Raw genomic sequence first — 15,650 nt, forward strand, 5'->3', positions numbered from 1 at the left:
GGTGCGACGTCGACGTCGGTGTGGTGGGCGAACCACACCCGCATGACCCAGCGCGAAGCCGCACGGAAGATCAAGCTCGCCAATGCCCTCGAGACCCACGACCCCGTCGCCCACGCGCTGGCGGCAGGCGACGTGCTGGTCGACCAAGCCCACGTGGTCACCGACGCCGTCGACGCCCTGCCCGACACCGTCCAGCCCGACGTCCGCACTCGAGCACGTGACTACCTCCTCGAAGCCGCTGCGCACTACGACGCCCGCGCGCTGCGCATCCAGGGCCGACGGATCCTCGACGTCGTCGCCCCCGAGATCGGCGAGGCCGAAGAAGCCAGACAGCTCGCCGCCGAAGAGAAGAAGGCAGAGCAGGCCGCCCGGCTGACCATGCACGACGACGGCCACGGCCAGACCCACGGCCGGTTCACCCTCGGCACCGCCGAGGCCGACATGTTCCGCAAAGCCCTCCAGGCCCTGGCCTCACCCAGGGCCGGCGGCGAAGGGCTCTCCCCCCACGGCATGGGGCTGGCGTTCAGCGAGTACATCCGCCGCTACCCCACCGAGCAGCTCCCCGAAGCCGGTGGTGTCAGCGCGACCGTGGTCGTCACGATGACCCTCGAAACCCTCCTCGGCGGACTCAAGGCGGCCCAGCTCGACACCGGCACCACGATCAGCCCCGGACTCGCCCGCAAGATCGCCTGCGACGCCGGTGTCATCCCCGCCGTCCTCAGCGGCAAGAGCGAAGTCCTCGACGTCGGCCGCCGACGCCGCTTCCACACCAAGGCCCAACGCATCGCCATGGCCGCGCGCGACCAAGGCTGCGCCGCTCACGGCTGCGAGAGACCCACCGCAGCCTGCCACGCCCACCACCTCATCCAGTGGGCGAAGGGCGGCGGCACGTCCGTGAAAGGCGGCGTGCTCCTCTGCCCGAGACACCACACCCTCGCCCACCACGACGACTACGACCTCACCCACCACCCCGGCGGCAAGATCAGCTTCACCAAGCGCGAGTGAGAATCACTTCTCCCACCGTGGAACCGGCATGCGTAGCGGGGCGTCTGAACGCCGGAGGGCTGAAATGCATCCGTGAGACCGGCGCGGACGGCGCCGTGTTCGGCTATCCCGACGACTGATCCGCGCCACAACCCGGCTAGATGAAGAGCAGCTGCGCGCCGTCGGTCTTCTCGATGAATTCGGAGGCACTGATGATGGCCTCGACCTCGTCGTAGAGGTCGTCCTTCTCCAGGTGCTGCATGTCGGCCGACATCCGGCACGCCCAGAGGTGGCCACCGGAGTCGACGATCTGCTGGAGGAACTCCGGCACCTCGGGTACGCCGAGGTCGGCGATCGACTTCTTCATCTGGTGGGTGGCCATCGCCGTCATGCCGGGCAGGCCGCCGAGGCCCTGCGGCATGTGCGTGGCGGTGTTGCCCAGCATCGTGAACTTCAGGTCGCCCATCGTCTTCTTGTTGATCATGTCGAAGCCCCAGAACGTGAAGAACAGGTGCGTCTCCATGCCCTCGCCGAGCGCGGCGTTGGCCAGGATCAGGCCCGGGTAGGCCATGTCCAGGTTGCCCTTGGAGCAGATGATGGCGAGCTTGCGGCCGCTCTCCGCCTCACCGAACGACGGCACGAGCGGGGCGGTCTCTGGGCTGGTCGAGGTGGTCATGGTCGGGTCTCCTGTCGGGTCACACGCAGCCGCGGGGCTTGGGCAGTCCGGCGACGTAGGCCATCTTCTTGGCCGGCTTCTGGGGGAACATCGTGAAGAGCTGCTTGGTGGGGATGCCTCCGACCGTGGAGACCCGCCGGAGCGTCGCGGTCTCGCCCTGCGCGGGGAAGTCGCTGCGCAGGAAGCGGATCGCCTTCCAGTGCTCGTCGGTCATCTCGATCCCGATCTGGGCCGCGAGCGCGGCGCCGAGTGTCTCGTCCCACTCGTCGTACACCGTCATGAAGCCCTCGTCGTCGACGTGGATCTCGTGACCGCTGATGGTGGTCGTGGGCATGTCAGTCCTCCTTGGGGTGTTTGCCGGCCATCGACATGTGCGCCGGCAACGGCACGGGACGTCCGGGCAGCAGGACGTTCCAGTAGATCCACCGGAACGCGAGCTTGCCGAGGTGGTTGGTGCGGGTCTCCTTGAGCAGGTCCATCGGGCCGATCACAGGGAGGGGGTACTTGCCGGGCAGCGGCTCGGTGTCGTAGTTGAAGTCGATCAGCAGCGCCTTGTCGTCGCCGGACTCCACGAAGCAGTTGGCGTGGCCGTCGAAGGAGCCGGTCATCGACTGGCCAGCTATGTGCTGGAGGAAGTTGTCCACGAAGATCTCGACCGCGAAGTGCGCCACCGACCCGGCCTTCGAGGCCGGGATGTCGCTGGCGTCGCCGACCGCGAAGATGTTGTCGTGGCTCTTCGAGAGCAGGGTGTGGTTGTCGACGGGCACGTAGTTCAGCTCGTCGCCGAGCCCGGACCGGGCGACGAAGTCCGCGCCCATGTTGAGCGGGACCGTCACCAGCAGGTCGAACGGGATCTCCCGGTCGTCGTAGGAGACGAGCACCTTCCGCTCGGGGTCGACGTGCTCGACCATGAAGTCGGTCTCGACGTGCACCTTGCGCTCCTCGAGCATGCCGCCGAGGTGGGCCGAGGCCACCGGCTTGGTGAAAGCGCCGTCGAGCGGTGTCACGTAGACCAGCTCGACCCGGTCGCGCAGCCCGTGCTTGCGCAGCCAGGCCTCGGCCAGGAAGGTGAACTCCAGGGGCGCGACCGGGCACTTGATCGGCGTCTCCGTGATGTGGACGACGAGCCGGCCACCGTCGAAGGCGGCCAGTGCCTTCGCCAGCGCCTCGGCTCCCTCCAGCGTGTAGAAGTCGAAGATGCTGCGCCGCCACTCCGAGCCCAGCAGGCCCGGCGTCTGGTCCGGACGGGGCGTCGTACCGCTGGCGATGACGAGCTGGTCGTAGGGCAGCGTCCGCCCGTCCTCGAGACGGACGACGTCAGCCTCGGTGTCGACCAGGTCGACCGCGCCGATGACGAAGTCGACGCCGTCGGGGAGGAACGCGTGCCGGGAGCGCACGACCTGGTCCCGGGTGTAGTCGCCGAAGGGCACGAAGAGGTAGCCCGGCTGGTAGTGGTGCACGTCGTCCCGGTCGACGACGGTGATGCTCCAGTCGCGGCGCGGGAGGCGGTGCCGGAGCTTGTTGGCGATCATGGTCCCGGCCGTACCTCCGCCGAGGATGACGAGTGTCTTCATGGCTCCCTCTCCTGCGCTCCGAGGCTCGGTGTCTACTCGTGACGCTACCCCCCGGGGGGATATGCGATCAGGGACGAAGGTCCCGCCGATCCGGGACGTAAGCACCGATCGGGCCACGCGCCGGGGTTGGCTTCCCTAGACTCTGGGGCCGAGCGAGCCGGAGGGTGGAGATGGCAGGCGACGCACAGCCGACGGAGGGCGTTGCACCCTCTGCTCTCTACGGGACCGAGCGGATGAACGCCCTGTCCGACGGCGTCTTCGCGATCGTCCTCACCCTGCTCGTGCTGGAGCTGAAGCTGCCCGAGCGCGACGAGTCGATCCTGGCGCTGCTGGCCGACGACTGGCACGTCTTCCTGGCCTGGCTGATCAGCTTCCTGGCGATCGCGCGGTTCTGGCTGGTGCACCACACGATCACGGCCGGCCTACGTCAGTGCCACTCCGTCACGCTCGCGCTCAACTTCGGCGTGCTGGGTGCGGTCACGCTCGTGCCGTTCTCGGCGGACATCATCGGGACCGAGCGCGTGGCCGAGCCCTGGTCCACGGTCCTCTTCGCCGTCAACATCGGTCTGCTGTCGTTCACCATCGGGCTGCTCGCCCGCCACGCCGCCCGCGAGCCCCACCTGCGCCACCCCGACCGCCCGGTGGACGCGCTGAGCCGGCACCAGAACCACCACCTCTACCTGCTGCCCGCCGTCACCGTCGTCGCGGCACTGCTCGCGTTCGCGGAGCCCTACCTCGCGGTGGGTGCGCTCGTGGCGGAGTTCGTGGTGTTCGGCTGGCTCAGCGCGCGGCGGCGCTGAGCGGTACGTCGCACGTCGTACGACGCTCAGCCGCCGGCGGCGAGCGCCTGCTCGAACTCCTCGTGGGTCGGCATGTGCACCGGCTCCATGTCGCTGATCCGGGTGATCCAGTCGCACACCTGGAGCGGGTCGTGGCGGTAGGTCGGCCCGTGGCCGGTGACGATCAGCTCCGGCGCGACCGCCCGGATGCGGGCGGCCTGCTCCTCGATCAGCGCGGCCGGGATGTGGTGGTACCAGATGTGGTTGGCGCGGTTCATCCAGAAGAAACCCTCCTCCATGTCGGCCGCCGACATGTCGTCCGCGAAGGGGACGTTGTCGGTCAGCACCGTGCCGAAGCAGTCGGCGGAGAAGTAGACGCCGGTGAGCGGGTCGTAGAAGCCCCGCGTCGCCGAGGAGTCGAAGAGCGGCGGCCGGATCGCGGTGATGACGCGGTCGCCGATGTCGAGGGTCTCGCCGTCGTTGAGGAGGTGGACCCGGTCGAGCGGCACCTCGAACTCCTCGCCGAGCTTGCCCAGGCCGAGGAAGTTGGTGATCAGCTTGGCGTTGGGGCAGCGCTCCATCACCTGCATGACGGAGCCGGTGTGGTCGCGGTCCTCGTGGCTGATGAAGAGCCACTGCACGTCCTCGGGCTCGACCAGCTCGAAGACGCGCTCGAGGTAGGACTCCCGGTGCACGATCGCCAGGGTGTCGACCAGCATCGGCTGCTCACCCCTCACGACCATGGCGTTGACCGGCAGCATGCCGATGCCGGGGACGGGCAGGTCGTCGGGGATGACGAAGGTCTCGTCGGCCACCTGGTACGGATCGCGCATCGAATGCTCCCTAGGGCCAGATGTTCATGGGGGATTGAGGCACCGGGCAAGGCCGCCGGCCCTACTGTACGAACACGACCACTCCCCCGGAAGGCACTTCATGAAGTTCGGCATCGGCATGTACCTGTGGACGACCGACGTGACACCGGAGCACTACCCGACGTTCACCAAGCTCAGTGATCTCGGGTACGACGGCGCCGAGATCCCGGTGGGGTCAGGGCTGTCCGCGGACAACGGCGGGATCCGCCGGGCGCTCGACGACGCGGGCCTGGGCTGCACGACCATCCTGAACCTGTCGGCCGAGCAGAACCCGGTCAGCCCGGACACCGCGGTGCGCCAGCGCGGCCTCGACGAGATCCGGTTCGGGATCGACGCCGCCCACGAGCTCGGGAGCGCCGTGCTCAGCGGGCCGTTCCAGACCGCCTACGCGGTCTTCTCCGGAGCCGGGCCCACCGAGGAGGAGCTCGTCTGGTCGGCCGAGGTCCTGCGCGCGGCCGCCGAGCACGCCGCGGGTGCCGGCGTGGTCCTCGCCGTCGAGTTCCTCAACCGGCACGAGGGCTACCTCCTCAACACCATGGAGCAGTCGGCGGCGCTGACCGCTCGGGTCGACCACCCGGCCTTCGGGGTCCTCTACGACACCCACCACGCGCACGCGGAGGAGGACGACGTGGTCGCCGCCATCACCACGCACGGCCCCGCCATCCGGCACGTGCAGGCCAGCGAGAACAACCGCGGCGGGCTCGGCGCCGGCCAGGTCTCCTGGGCCGAGACCGCCCGCGCCCTCCACGAGATCGGGTACGACGGATGGGTGGCCGCCGAGGCGTTCGCGGCCGACGTGCCCGGGCTGTCGACGAAGGCGCACGTCTGGCGCGACACCTTCGGCTCCAAGGACAAGTTCGCCGCCAACGCGATCGGGTTCATGCGCAGTACGTTCGCTGCCGAGGACGGCCGATGAGCGTCCTGTGGCAGAACGCCCCGGCCATCTCGCTTCAGAACGGGTGCTTCGACGGGCTCACGAGCGTCGCCGAGGCCAAGACGCACGGCAGCCTCGGGGTGGGCGCGTTCGACCACCTCGACGGCGAGATGGTGATGGTCGACGGCGTCGTCTACCGGATGCACGCCGACTCGACCGCCCAGGTGGCCGACGACACCGACACCCTGTCGTTCTGCATGGTCATCCCGTTCGAGCCCGAGCTCAGCCAGGAGCTCCCCGACTCGACCACCACCGGTGACATCGGTGCGCTGGTGGCCGAGATGGCGGGCACCAAGAACCTGTTCGTCGCGTTCCGCCTGCACGGCACCTTCGGCCACCTGCACACGCGGTCGATCCCTCGCCAGGACCCGCCGTACCCGCGGCTCGAGGAGGTCGAGCACACCCAGCCGGAGTACCACTACACCGACGTGTCCGGCCTGATGGTCGGTTTCTCGGCCCCGTCGTACGCCGGCAAGATCGCGCCGGGCGGCTTCCACCTGCACGTCGTCGACGACGCACGCACCCTCGGTGGGCACGTCATCGACTTCCAGGACGGCCGCAACCTGCGGATCGAGATCCAGCGGATCACCCGGCACGAGGTGGACTACCCCGCGACCGCCGACTTCACGAGGCGCGAGCTGACCTGAGCGGTCTGAGCCAGCGGCTCAGACGTCGTCGATGGTCATCGAGTCGAACTCCACGTAACGCGTCATCACGAAGGTGTCCATGTCGATGAGGTCGAGGAAGGTCTTGGTGTCGGGGTTGCCGACGAACTTGTCCATGGACGACTGGGCGTCCTCGGCGCGCTCCCAGTGGAGCACCACGACGATCTGACCGTCGTCGTTGGCGGACGTGCTGCGGGTCTTGAAGCCTTGGAGGTGGCCCAGGAAGGCGTGCTCCATCTTGGCGTTCTCGGACTTGAAGGTGTCGAGAGCGACACCCTCCTTGAGGCGCATGGTCACGATCTCAACGGTGTCAGCCATGTCGGCTCCTCGGCAGGGGGGTATGTGAGGGCTCGGACGCTACGCGGTGTTTCTGGATCGTGCCAAGGAAACCGATGAACCCGCCCCACCCGGGCCTTGCGGCACCTAGGCTCGGCCCACCGGAGCACTCGGAACGCGACCCCCATTGCACCCCCCATGCACCTCCGAAGGGACCCCCATGTTCGCCGCTGGAACCGTCCGCATCGCCGCCGTTCCCAATGCCTGGATCAACGACGACCTCCCCGAGCTGGGCGCAGGCACGTCCTTCGAGCAGATCATCAGCGAGATGGCCCTCGCGGGCTACGAGGGCACCGAGCTCGGCAGCACCTATCCCACCGACGCCGCGACGCTCAAGGCAGCACTCGACGTCCGCGGCCTGTCGCCCTCGGGTGGCTGGGTCTCGACCTGGTTCGCCTCCAAGGGCGGCGCCTACGAGAAGACGCTGCAGGGCTTCCGCGACCAGATCCCGTTCTTCAACGCGATCGGGCTCCAGGACGTCTACGTCGCCGAGGTCACCGGCGCGGTGCACCAGCAGCCGGTTCCCGCCCTGGCCAACCGACCGGTCTTCGACGACGAGCAGTGGGACGCAATGGTGCGCGGCCTCGGCGAGATGGGCCGGATCGCGAGCGACCACGGCCTGCGGATCAACTACCACCACCACACCGGGACCGGCGTGCAGTCGTCCGAGGACATCGACCGACTGATGGCCGACACGGTCGCCGGCGAGACCTGGCTGCTGCTGGACACCGCCCACCTGCTCGTCGGCGGCGGCGACCCGATGGCCGTCCTGACGGCCCACGAGGGCCGGATCGGGCACGTCCACCTCAAGAACCTCCGCCAGCCGGTGCTCGACCGGATGCACCAGGAGTCGCTGAGCTTCTGGGACGCGCTGCGCCAGGGCATCTTCACCGTGCCCGGCGACGCCGAGGGCTGCATCGACTTCGCGCCGCTGCTGCACAAGCTCGCCGACGACGGCTGGGCGGGCTGGCTGGTCGTCGAGGCCGAGCAGGACCCCGCCAAGGCACATCCGCTGGAGGCCTTCCGCACCGCCCGGCGCCACATCGCCGACCTGACCGGGCTCTAGAGATGGCCACAGCGGAGGACGACCGCCTGCGGGCCGCCAACGTCGACGGGGTCCCCTGGCGCCAGTGGGGTCCCTACCTCTCCGACCGGCAGTGGGGCACGGTCCGCGAGGACACCTCCCCCGGCGGCGACGCGTGGAACTCCTTCCCCCACGACCACGCCCGCTCGCGGGCCTACGGGTGGGGCGAGGACGGCCTGCTCGGCATCAGCGACGACGCCCAGCGCCTGTGCTTCGCGATCGCGGTGTGGAACGAGGCCGACCCGATCGTCAAGGAGCGGCTCTTCGGCCTCACCAACGGCGAGGGCAACCACGGCGAGGACGTCAAGGAGTACTACTTCTACCAGGACTCGACGCCGACCCACTCCTGGATGCGGGCGCTCTACAAGTACCCCCAGGCTGCCTTCCCGTACGACGACCTGCTGCGCACCAACGCCGCTCGCGGCAAGGGCGACGCGGAGTACGAGCTCGTCGACACCGGCGTCTTCGACGACCAGCGCTACTTCGACGTGGAGATGGTCTATGCCAAGGCAGGACCCGACGACCTGCTGATCCAGGTCACCGCCACCAACCGCGGGCCGGACCCGGCGGTGCTGCACCTGCTGCCGACGCTGTGGCTGCGCAACACCTGGTGGGACGAGCGCGACGGCGCCGACACGCCCCGCCCGCGGCTGACCGCCGACGCCAAGGCCCGGCGGATCACCGTCGACTGCCCCGGGCTCGAGCCCTACACGCTGGCGTGGGAGGACGACGCCGACGTCCTGGTCACGGAGAACGAGACCAACTGGGGACGGATCAGCGGCGGCAGCAACCCCACGCCGTACGTCAAGGACGGCATCAACGACGCCGTCGTCAACGGTCGTGCCGAGGCCGTCAACCCCGACCTGACCGGCACCAAGGCCGCCGTACGGCGCCGGGTCGAGCTGGGTCCCGGCGAGTCCGTGACGATGCGGCTGCGGCTGGCCACCTCGATGCCGCGCTCCCCCTTCGACAAGTTGACGGACAAGGTGGTCGCCCAGCGGCGCGCCGAGGCCGACGACTTCTACGCCTCCATCACTCCGCCCTCGGTCACCGCCGACTCGGCCCTGGTGATGCGCCAGGCGCTCGCCGGGATGCTGTGGTCGAAGCAGTTCTACTGCTACGACCTCGACCGCTGGCTGAGCGAGCGTGACGTGCACCCGCTGCGCAGCGAGACGAGCCTCGACAACCGCAACGCCCGCTGGTTCCACATGGTCGCCGGCGACATCATCTCGATGCCCGACTGCTGGGAGTACCCCTGGTTCGCGGCCTGGGACCTCGCGTTCCACACGATGACGCTGGCCATGGTCGACACCGCCTTCGCCCGCGACCAGATCCGGCTGCTGCTCGGCGAGCGCTACCTGCACCCGTCGGGCCAGATACCGGCGTACGAGTGGAACTTCTCCGACGTCAACCCGCCCGTCCACGCGCTCGCGACTCTGTTCAGCCACGTCGAGGACGTCGACATCAGCGGCGAGGAGGACCACGCGTTCCTCACCGACGTGTTCGGCAAGCTCGTCCTCAACTTCACCTGGTGGGTCAACCGCAAGGACGCCAACGGCGCCAACGCGTTCGAGGGCGGGTTCCTGGGTCTGGACAACATCGCGGTCTTCGACCGCAGCGCCGCCCAGCTGCCGACCGGTGGCCGGCTCGAGCAGGCCGACGGCACTGCCTGGATGGCGCTCTACTGCCAGACCATGCTCGAGCTGTCACTGGAGCTCGCGGCCACCGACCCGCAGTACGACGGGATGGCGCTCAAGTTCGTCGAGCACTTCCTCTACATCGCCGCCGCCATGGAGCGCGGCGACGGGATGTGGGACGACGAGGACGGCTTCTTCTACGACCAGCTGCGGCTGCCCGACGGGTCTGCGGAGCGGCTCCGCGTGCGCTCGATGGTCGGTCTCATCCCGCTCTGCGCGGTCACCGTGGTCCCGGCCGAGGCGTTCGGGACCCTCAGTGACCGGCTCGCCGAGTTCATGGGCCGCCACCCCGACCTGCTCGGCCAGCTCGCCGACCCGATGGTCCCGGGCGTCGCCGACCGCCGACTGCTCACCCTGCTCAACGAGGAGCGCCTGCGCAGCGTCCTGTGCTACCTGCTCGACGAGGAGGAGTTCCTCAGCCCGCACGGGATCCGCGCGCTGTCGCGCTTCCACCGCGACCACCCGTTCTCGATGGACGTCAACGGCCAGACGTTCGGGGTGGGCTACCTGCCCGGCGAGTCCGACAGCGGCATGTTCGGCGGCAACTCCAACTGGCGGGGTCCCGTCTGGATGCCGGTCAACTTCATGATCATCCGCGCCCTGCTCCAGTACTACCTCTACTACGGCGACGAGTTCACCGTGGAGATGCCGACCGGGTCGGGCAACCAGCGCACCCTCTTCGAGGTGGCGCACGAGCTCTCCGACCGGCTGGTGGGCATCTTCGTCGCCGACGACGAGGGCCGGCGCCCCGTGTTCGGCGGAGTCGAGCTGTTCCAGACCGACGAGCACTGGCGCGACAACGTGCTCTTCTACGAGTACTTCCACGGTGACAACGGAGCCGGCATCGGCGCCTCGCACCAGACCGGCTGGACCGGCCTGGTCGCGAAGCTGATCCAGCTCTTCGGCACGCTCGACGCCGCCGAGGTGCTGGCCGAGGAGCGCCCGCACCCCTCCACCAAGCTGTTCCGCCGGGACGCCTAGCGGGTTGGCGGGGTGGTTGGGCCCGCGTCTAGCTGCTAGGAGAGGTCGAAGACGTTGTAGCCGTGCGGGGCGAGGTCGAGGAACAGGCCGTGGGCGACGGTGTCGGCGACGTCGCGGTCGTAGGCGGTGTCGTCGTGCATCCGGTCGACGAGGTGCACCGTCTCGCCCGCGCCCAGGACGGTGGCGAGCACGACGCGGCACTGGGCCTGCTGGTCGCTCAGGTTGACCGCGACCAGCCAGCGCAGCGGGGAGTCGGCGTCGACCGACCACCCGGCCACGACGTACGAGTCGTGCGACGCGTTGCCCTCCCACGCAGGGCTCACCTGGAGCAGCTGCCAGTGGCCGTCGCGCAGGACGGGGTCGGCCAGGACGCCGAGCAGTCGGTCGTAGAACCCGGCGAGGACGGGGTCGCGGGGCTCGTCGGGGCGACGCCGCAGATGGAGCGGCGCCTTGACCCGGCGACCCTCGAGCTGGCCCTCGTGCAGGAACCGGAGGCCGGTGCACAGGAACGTGACGACCGCGGCCGCCTGGTGCTCGGCCGGGTCCGGGAAGGTGGCCGCGGCCCGCGGCTCGTCGTGGTTCTCGAGGAAGCGGGCGGAGCGCGCCTGGAAGTCCGGGTCGGCCGCCAGGTGGCCGCGCACGGCCGCCGCGTCGCCGCTGCGGAGCCGGTCGTAGAGCCGCTTGTCGTAGGTGTAGTCGAAGCCGTGCTGCTGGAGCTGCCACTCCAGGTCCCAGTAGACCTCGGCCATCAGCACGAAGCCCGGGTGCTGGGCGCGTACGGCGGCGATGGCGTCCGGCCAGAACGGTGCGTCGGCCGCCGGCGTGCCGTCGGCGGGGACCGACCGGTCACCCCAGGTTGCGGTGAACACCTCGGGCTCGAGCAGCATCGCCATGTCGCAGCGGACGCCGTCGCAGCGGGCCGCCACGCGTGCGAGCTCGGCAGTCATCGCGGCCCGCAGGTCGGGGTGACGGTAGTTGAGCTGCGCGGTGTCGGGCCATCCGTCGAAGTAGGGGTCGCGCCCGTGGGCGACGACGTGGTCCCCCACCCGGAAGTAGTTCTGCGGCTGCGCGGCCAGGTCGTCCTCGGTGCCTCCCACGTAGCGCTGCGGGGCGTCGACCAGCCAGGGGTGGTCGAGCGCCGTGTGGTTGGGCACGAAGTCCAGCAGCAGCTTGAGCCCGCGCTCGGACAGCCGCGCCCGGAGCCCGGCCAGCGCCACGTCGCCACCGAAGTCACGGTGGACGCCGTAGTCGACGATCGCGAACGGCGAGCCGGTGACGTCGTCGGGCGTGAAGTCGGACAGCGCCTCGTGGTACTCCACGGCCCACTCGGCGTTGGCCGAGGACACCGCCCGTGCCGCCTCGCCGGTCTGCCACACCCCGAGCATCCAGACCCAGTCGAAGCCGCGGGCCGCGATGTCGTCGAGGAAGTCGTTGGGCACGTCGTCGAGGGTGGCCGGGCGGCCCAGCTCGACACCTCGTTCGTAGAGGAGCACCCGGGTGTTCACCTGGTAGAGCAGCGGGTTCATGGCAGTCTCCAGACACGAGGCTTCTGAGGTGCGAGCATGGCCACCGTATGGCTTCGCGGTCCACCCGCGACAGGTTTTCGAGGCCGTCACAGCAGCCCCCACTGCAGCGCCCACTCCGGGAAAGGTGCACCATGCCAGCTCAGATCGACCATGCGGCAGCCGCGAGCATCGACTACGACGTACTAGTCGTGGGCTCCGGTGTCAGTGGTGCCATCGTCGCCAGATCCCTCGCCGAGAAGGGCCTGCGCGTCCTCGTGGTCGAAGCCGGGCCGGGCGACGAGCTCTCGGTCGCCGACTACGAGAGCTACCTGACCCGCTTCTACGGCGCGGCCGCCAAGGACAACAACGCGGCCTACGAGGTCAACCCCAACGCGCCGATGCCGCGCTCCCCCGACGTACGCCGTCTCCAGCCGGGCCACCCGGACTCCACGGGCTACCTGATCCAGAACGGCCCCTACGAGATGGACAGCACCTACACGCGGGTGCTCGGCGGCACCACGATGCACTGGGAGGGCAAGGCACTGCGCATGCTCCCCGAGGACTTCGAGATGCGCAGCCGCTTCGGGCAGGGCCGCGACTGGCCTATCGGCTACGACGACCTCGAGCCCTACTACCGCCAGGCGGAGTTCGAGCTGGGGGTGTCCGCCGACGTGGCGGACCAGGCGTTCTATGGCATCACGTTCCCGCCGGGCTACGAGTTCCCGATGCACGGGCTGCCGAAGTCCTACCTCGACCAGATCATCGCCCGCGACCTCGACGGCACCGAGATCCAGCTGCACGACACCACCTGCACGCTGTCGGTCCGCCCGACCGCGCAGGCCCGCAACGGCGTCCCCAACGCGGCGTACGACGACGGCTTGGGCTTCATCCCGGTCGGTGCCGTGAGCACCCACCAGGTCGATGAGGGCGGCCGCTGCCAGGGCAACATCAACTGCGTCCCGCTGTGCCCGGTCCAGGCCAAGTACAACGCCCGCAAGACGCTGGCCGCGAGCCTGGACACCGGCCGGGTGGACATCCTCACCCAGACGATCGCCTCGCAGGTTCACGTCGGTGCGGACGGCCTGGTCAGCCACATCGACTACCAGTCCTACGGCTCGACGACCTCACCCGAGCACGTCACCGGCTCGCTGCGCGCGCGGAGGTACGTGCTCGCCGCCAACCCCGTCGAGAACGCCCGGCTGCTGCTCGCCTCGGGCCTGCCCGGCAGCAACGGCCTGGTCGGCCGCAACCTGATGGACCACGCCTACCTGCTCACCTGGGCGCTCCTGCCCGAGATCGCCGGCACCATGCGCGGCTCGCAGTGCACGTCCGGCATCGAGGACCTGCGCGCCGGCGGCTTCCGTGAGCGCCACGCGGCGATGCGCGTCAGCATCCACAACGACGGCTGGGCCTGGCCCACGGGTTCGCCGTACACCGACCTGGTCGAGCTGGTCGACGACGCCAACGTCTACGGCGCCGCGCTCCGGCGGGGGGTCGTGGACCGGATCTCGCGCCAGCTGATGCTGTCGTTCATGGTCGAGCTGATGCCCGAGACGAGCAACCGGATCACAGTCGACAGCCGCTACATCGATGCCATGGGCAACCTGCGGCCGGTGCTGTCCTACTCGCTCCCGGAGTACACGATGGACGGCGTCGCGGCCTCCCGTCGGATCTCGCGCCGGATCTTCCAGCGGCTGGGTGCGGAGGACAAGACCCACTACGACCCGCTCGACCCCGGCTACGTCGCCTACCAGGGCGAGGGCTTCGTCGTCCGGGGCGGCAACCACTGGGCGGGCACGCACATGATGGGCGAGACCAGCCACGACTCGGTGGTCGACGTCAACCAGCGGTCCTGGGACCACCAGAACCTCTACCTCGTGGGCCCCGGAAGCATGCCGAGCATCGGCACCTCCAACACGACGCTCACGTTGGCCGCGCTGTCGTTCAAGACAGCCGAGCACATCGCCGCCGAGCTGACCACCCGACCGTCCGTCACCATCGGGGGATGACCAGATGACCCTGCGCCGTATCGCCACCGTCGAGGACCTCCACTCCTACCTGCACATCGCCATGCAGCTGGAGCACGCGACGATCCCGCCCTACCTCACCGCCCTCTACTCGATGCACCCGACGACCAACGCCGACGCCTACCGGGTGATCCGGGTCGTCGTGGTCGAGGAGATGCTCCACCTGACCCTCGCCGCCAACCTGCTCAACGCCGTGGGCGGGACCCCCGACCTGTCGTCCGAGGGCTTCGTGCCGACCTACCCCGCGCACCTGCCCGACGGCGAGACCGACTTCGAGGTCGGCACCCGTGCGTTCTCACGGGAGACGATCGAGACCTTCCTGAAGATCGAGCGCCCGGCGGTGGCGGAGGGCGAGACCCGGTTCGTATCGCGCGAGCGCTCGTCGCGGGCCCTGCTGCCCGCGGTTGACGCGCACGAGGACGACCTGCACTTCTACAGCATCGGTGAGTTCTACGCCGAGATCGGCGAGGGCATCCGCCGTCTCCACGAAGAGATGGGCGACGCCCTGTTCTGCGGCGACCCGGCCCGCCAGGTCGGCCCGGAGTACTACTACTCCGGCGGAGGCGCGATCGTGAAGGTCACCGACGGCGCCTCGGCGGCCGAGGCGATGCGCACGATCAGCGAGCAGGGCGAGGGCCTCGGCGGCGCGATCTTCGACGAGGAGGGCGAGCTGGCGCACTACTACCGGTTCCAGCAGCTGCTCCTCGGCCGCTACTACCAACCCGGTGACCAGGGCGGCAGCCCCACCGGTCCGCCGCTCGACATCGACTGGGACGCGGTCTACCCGGTCAAGGCGGACGCCCAGCTCGGCGACTACGCCGAGCCGGGCGAGCTGCACGACGCCATCCACGCCTACAGCGCGACGTACGGCGAGTTCCTCGCCCGTCTCGACGAGGCCTTCTCCGGACGCCCTGACCTGCTGATGCCGGCGGTCGGTGACATGTTCCGGATCAAGGAGCTCGCCACCCAGATCATCCGTAACCCGATGCCCGGCCAGCCCGGCGTCAACGCGGCCCCGGTGTTCCGTGGCCTCGCTCCCGTGGAGGTGTCCTGACATGGCGGACGACAGCGGCGTCCTGGAGGCGTTCCTCACGCTCTCCGCGACCCTCACCGGCTACTCGCGGTTCCGCCTCCTGGGCACCGGCCAGGCCGAGCCCTACCTCGCGACGACCCTCGACGCCGTCGGCGACGACGCCCTCGGCGAGCTGCTGTCCGCCTCGACTGCGGTGCACGACGAGGCGGCCGGCGACGAGCGCGCCCTCGACCAGGGACTGCGCGCGCGGATCCTCAGCGACGACAAGCTCGGGCCGGTCGCGCGCAACGTGATCAAGATGTGGTTCGTCGGCACGTGGTACCAGCTCCCGCAGGAGTGGCGCGACGCCCACGCCAGCAGGCAGCCGGACTCGACCCACGTCGTCTCCCCCGCGTCGTACACCGAGGGCCTGCTGTGGCCGACCATCGGCGCCAACCCGCCCGGCGCCAAGGGCCAGGGCTACGGCACCTGGAGCAGCCCGCCGACCCTCGACCTGCCCTGAG

Annotated in this window: 15 protein-coding genes; 9 read left to right on the top strand and 6 right to left on the bottom strand. The window is 69.5% G+C overall.

The genetic code is table 11. The annotated features are described in order from the left end of the window. Positions 1 to 1,005 (top strand): HNH endonuclease signature motif containing protein (locus BLR90_RS17100; RefSeq protein ID WP_091026451.1); only part of this gene is annotated, 1,005 nt, incomplete at its 5' end. 136 nt (positions 1,006 to 1,141) lie between these two features. Here BLR90_RS17100 and BLR90_RS17105 read toward each other — a convergent pair. Genes BLR90_RS17105 through sqr form a run of 3 tightly spaced genes read right to left on the bottom strand, consistent with a single transcriptional unit; the run spans position 1,142 to position 3,234 of the window. After that, a complete protein-coding gene (locus BLR90_RS17105) occupies positions 1,142 to 1,660 on the bottom strand; it encodes a DsrE/DsrF/DrsH-like family protein (protein WP_091026452.1) in 519 nt (172 codons plus the stop codon). 19 nt (positions 1,661 to 1,679) lie between these two features. Further along, positions 1,680 to 1,994 carry a TusE/DsrC/DsvC family sulfur relay protein gene (locus BLR90_RS17110; RefSeq protein ID WP_091026453.1) on the bottom strand — a complete coding sequence of 105 codons (315 nt, stop codon included), beginning with the start codon at positions 1,992 to 1,994 and terminating at the stop codon, positions 1,680 to 1,682. 1 nt (position 1,995) lies between these two features. Beyond that, positions 1,996 to 3,234, bottom strand: coding sequence for a type III sulfide quinone reductase, selenoprotein subtype (gene sqr, locus BLR90_RS17115; RefSeq protein WP_091026454.1), 1,239 nt, complete (start codon positions 3,232 to 3,234; stop codon positions 1,996 to 1,998). 170 nt (positions 3,235 to 3,404) lie between these two features. On the opposite strand from sqr, the gene BLR90_RS17120 reads away from it, so the two are divergent. Beyond that, on the top strand, positions 3,405 to 4,034 hold the full coding sequence (locus BLR90_RS17120; protein ID WP_091026455.1) for a TMEM175 family protein: 630 nt from the start codon (positions 3,405 to 3,407) through the stop codon (positions 4,032 to 4,034). Positions 4,035 to 4,060: 26 nt separating this feature from the next. Here the strand turns inward: BLR90_RS17120 and BLR90_RS17125 are convergent, their stop codons facing one another. Next, entirely contained in the window at positions 4,061 to 4,846 is a 786-nt protein-coding gene (locus BLR90_RS17125; protein WP_091026456.1) for an oxygen-binding di-iron domain-containing protein, read from the bottom strand. Between the two features lie 100 nt (positions 4,847 to 4,946). Between BLR90_RS17125 and BLR90_RS17130 the strand changes: the two genes are divergently transcribed. Both BLR90_RS17130 and budA read left to right on the top strand, forming a co-directional pair. Further along, positions 4,947 to 5,801, top strand: coding sequence for a sugar phosphate isomerase/epimerase family protein (locus BLR90_RS17130; protein WP_170254350.1), 855 nt, complete (start codon positions 4,947 to 4,949; stop codon positions 5,799 to 5,801). Next, positions 5,798 to 6,466: an acetolactate decarboxylase gene (gene budA / locus BLR90_RS17135; protein WP_170254351.1), complete on the top strand. Its 669-nt coding sequence runs from the start codon at positions 5,798 to 5,800 to the stop codon at positions 6,464 to 6,466. Before BLR90_RS17130 ends, budA begins: the two co-directional genes overlap by 4 nt. 18 nt (positions 6,467 to 6,484) lie before the next feature. On the opposite strand, the gene BLR90_RS17140 is transcribed toward budA, so the two are convergent. Continuing rightward, a complete protein-coding gene (locus tag BLR90_RS17140) occupies positions 6,485 to 6,802 on the bottom strand; it encodes a hypothetical protein (RefSeq protein WP_091026459.1) in 318 nt (105 codons plus the stop codon). 178 nt (positions 6,803 to 6,980) lie between these two features. On the opposite strand from BLR90_RS17140, the gene iolE reads away from it, so the two are divergent. Then, complete coding sequence (iolE, locus tag BLR90_RS17145) at positions 6,981 to 7,886, top strand: myo-inosose-2 dehydratase (RefSeq protein ID WP_091026460.1); 906 nt, start codon at positions 6,981 to 6,983, stop codon at positions 7,884 to 7,886. A gap of 2 nt (positions 7,887 to 7,888) precedes the next feature. Further along, a complete protein-coding gene (locus tag BLR90_RS17150) occupies positions 7,889 to 10,582 on the top strand; it encodes an MGH1-like glycoside hydrolase domain-containing protein (protein WP_091026461.1) in 2,694 nt (897 codons plus the stop codon). A 35-nt stretch (positions 10,583 to 10,617) separates the two neighbouring features. On the opposite strand, the gene BLR90_RS17155 is transcribed toward BLR90_RS17150, so the two are convergent. Next, a complete protein-coding gene (locus tag BLR90_RS17155) occupies positions 10,618 to 12,108 on the bottom strand; it encodes an alpha-amylase family glycosyl hydrolase (RefSeq protein ID WP_174812378.1) in 1,491 nt (496 codons plus the stop codon). Between the two features lie 131 nt (positions 12,109 to 12,239). On the opposite strand from BLR90_RS17155, the gene BLR90_RS17160 reads away from it, so the two are divergent. The 3 genes from BLR90_RS17160 to BLR90_RS17170 are packed head-to-tail and all read left to right on the top strand — an operon-like array spanning position 12,240 to position 15,649. Then, on the top strand, positions 12,240 to 14,096 hold the full coding sequence (locus tag BLR90_RS17160; protein WP_091026462.1) for a GMC family oxidoreductase: 1,857 nt from the start codon (positions 12,240 to 12,242) through the stop codon (positions 14,094 to 14,096). A gap of 4 nt (positions 14,097 to 14,100) precedes the next feature. Further along, positions 14,101 to 15,168 carry a ferritin-like domain-containing protein gene (locus tag BLR90_RS17165; RefSeq protein ID WP_091026463.1) on the top strand — a complete coding sequence of 356 codons (1,068 nt, stop codon included), beginning with the start codon at positions 14,101 to 14,103 and terminating at the stop codon, positions 15,166 to 15,168. A 1-nt stretch (position 15,169) separates the two neighbouring features. Continuing rightward, positions 15,170 to 15,649 carry a hypothetical protein gene (locus tag BLR90_RS17170; RefSeq protein ID WP_091026464.1) on the top strand — a complete coding sequence of 160 codons (480 nt, stop codon included), beginning with the start codon at positions 15,170 to 15,172 and terminating at the stop codon, positions 15,647 to 15,649. The last annotated feature ends 1 nt before the right edge of the window (position 15,650 follow it).

Origin of the sequence: Nocardioides szechwanensis (assembly GCF_900103935.1) — a bacterium.
Classification (GTDB): Bacteria; Actinomycetota; Actinomycetes; order Propionibacteriales; family Nocardioidaceae; genus Nocardioides; species Nocardioides szechwanensis.

Bases quoted from the DNA above. Each gene is read 5' to 3' on its own strand.
- BLR90_RS17105 (WP_091026452.1), bottom strand. From the start codon at position 1,660: ATGACCACCTCGACCAGCCCAGAGACCGCCCCGCTCGTGCCGTCGTTC.
- BLR90_RS17110 (WP_091026453.1), bottom strand. From the start codon at position 1,994: ATGCCCACGACCACCATCAGCGGTCACGAGATCCACGTCGACGACGAG.
- sqr (WP_091026454.1), bottom strand. From the start codon at position 3,234: ATGAAGACACTCGTCATCCTCGGCGGAGGTACGGCCGGGACCATGATC.
- BLR90_RS17120 (WP_091026455.1), top strand. From the start codon at position 3,405: ATGGCAGGCGACGCACAGCCGACGGAGGGCGTTGCACCCTCTGCTCTC.
- BLR90_RS17125 (WP_091026456.1), bottom strand. From the start codon at position 4,846: ATGCGCGATCCGTACCAGGTGGCCGACGAGACCTTCGTCATCCCCGAC.
- BLR90_RS17130 (WP_170254350.1), top strand. From the start codon at position 4,947: ATGAAGTTCGGCATCGGCATGTACCTGTGGACGACCGACGTGACACCG.
- budA (WP_170254351.1), top strand. From the start codon at position 5,798: ATGAGCGTCCTGTGGCAGAACGCCCCGGCCATCTCGCTTCAGAACGGG.
- BLR90_RS17140 (WP_091026459.1), bottom strand. From the start codon at position 6,802: ATGGCTGACACCGTTGAGATCGTGACCATGCGCCTCAAGGAGGGTGTC.
- iolE (WP_091026460.1), top strand. From the start codon at position 6,981: ATGTTCGCCGCTGGAACCGTCCGCATCGCCGCCGTTCCCAATGCCTGG.
- BLR90_RS17150 (WP_091026461.1), top strand. From the start codon at position 7,889: ATGGCCACAGCGGAGGACGACCGCCTGCGGGCCGCCAACGTCGACGGG.
- BLR90_RS17155 (WP_174812378.1), bottom strand. From the start codon at position 12,108: ATGAACCCGCTGCTCTACCAGGTGAACACCCGGGTGCTCCTCTACGAA.
- BLR90_RS17160 (WP_091026462.1), top strand. From the start codon at position 12,240: ATGCCAGCTCAGATCGACCATGCGGCAGCCGCGAGCATCGACTACGAC.
- BLR90_RS17165 (WP_091026463.1), top strand. From the start codon at position 14,101: ATGACCCTGCGCCGTATCGCCACCGTCGAGGACCTCCACTCCTACCTG.
- BLR90_RS17170 (WP_091026464.1), top strand. From the start codon at position 15,170: ATGGCGGACGACAGCGGCGTCCTGGAGGCGTTCCTCACGCTCTCCGCG.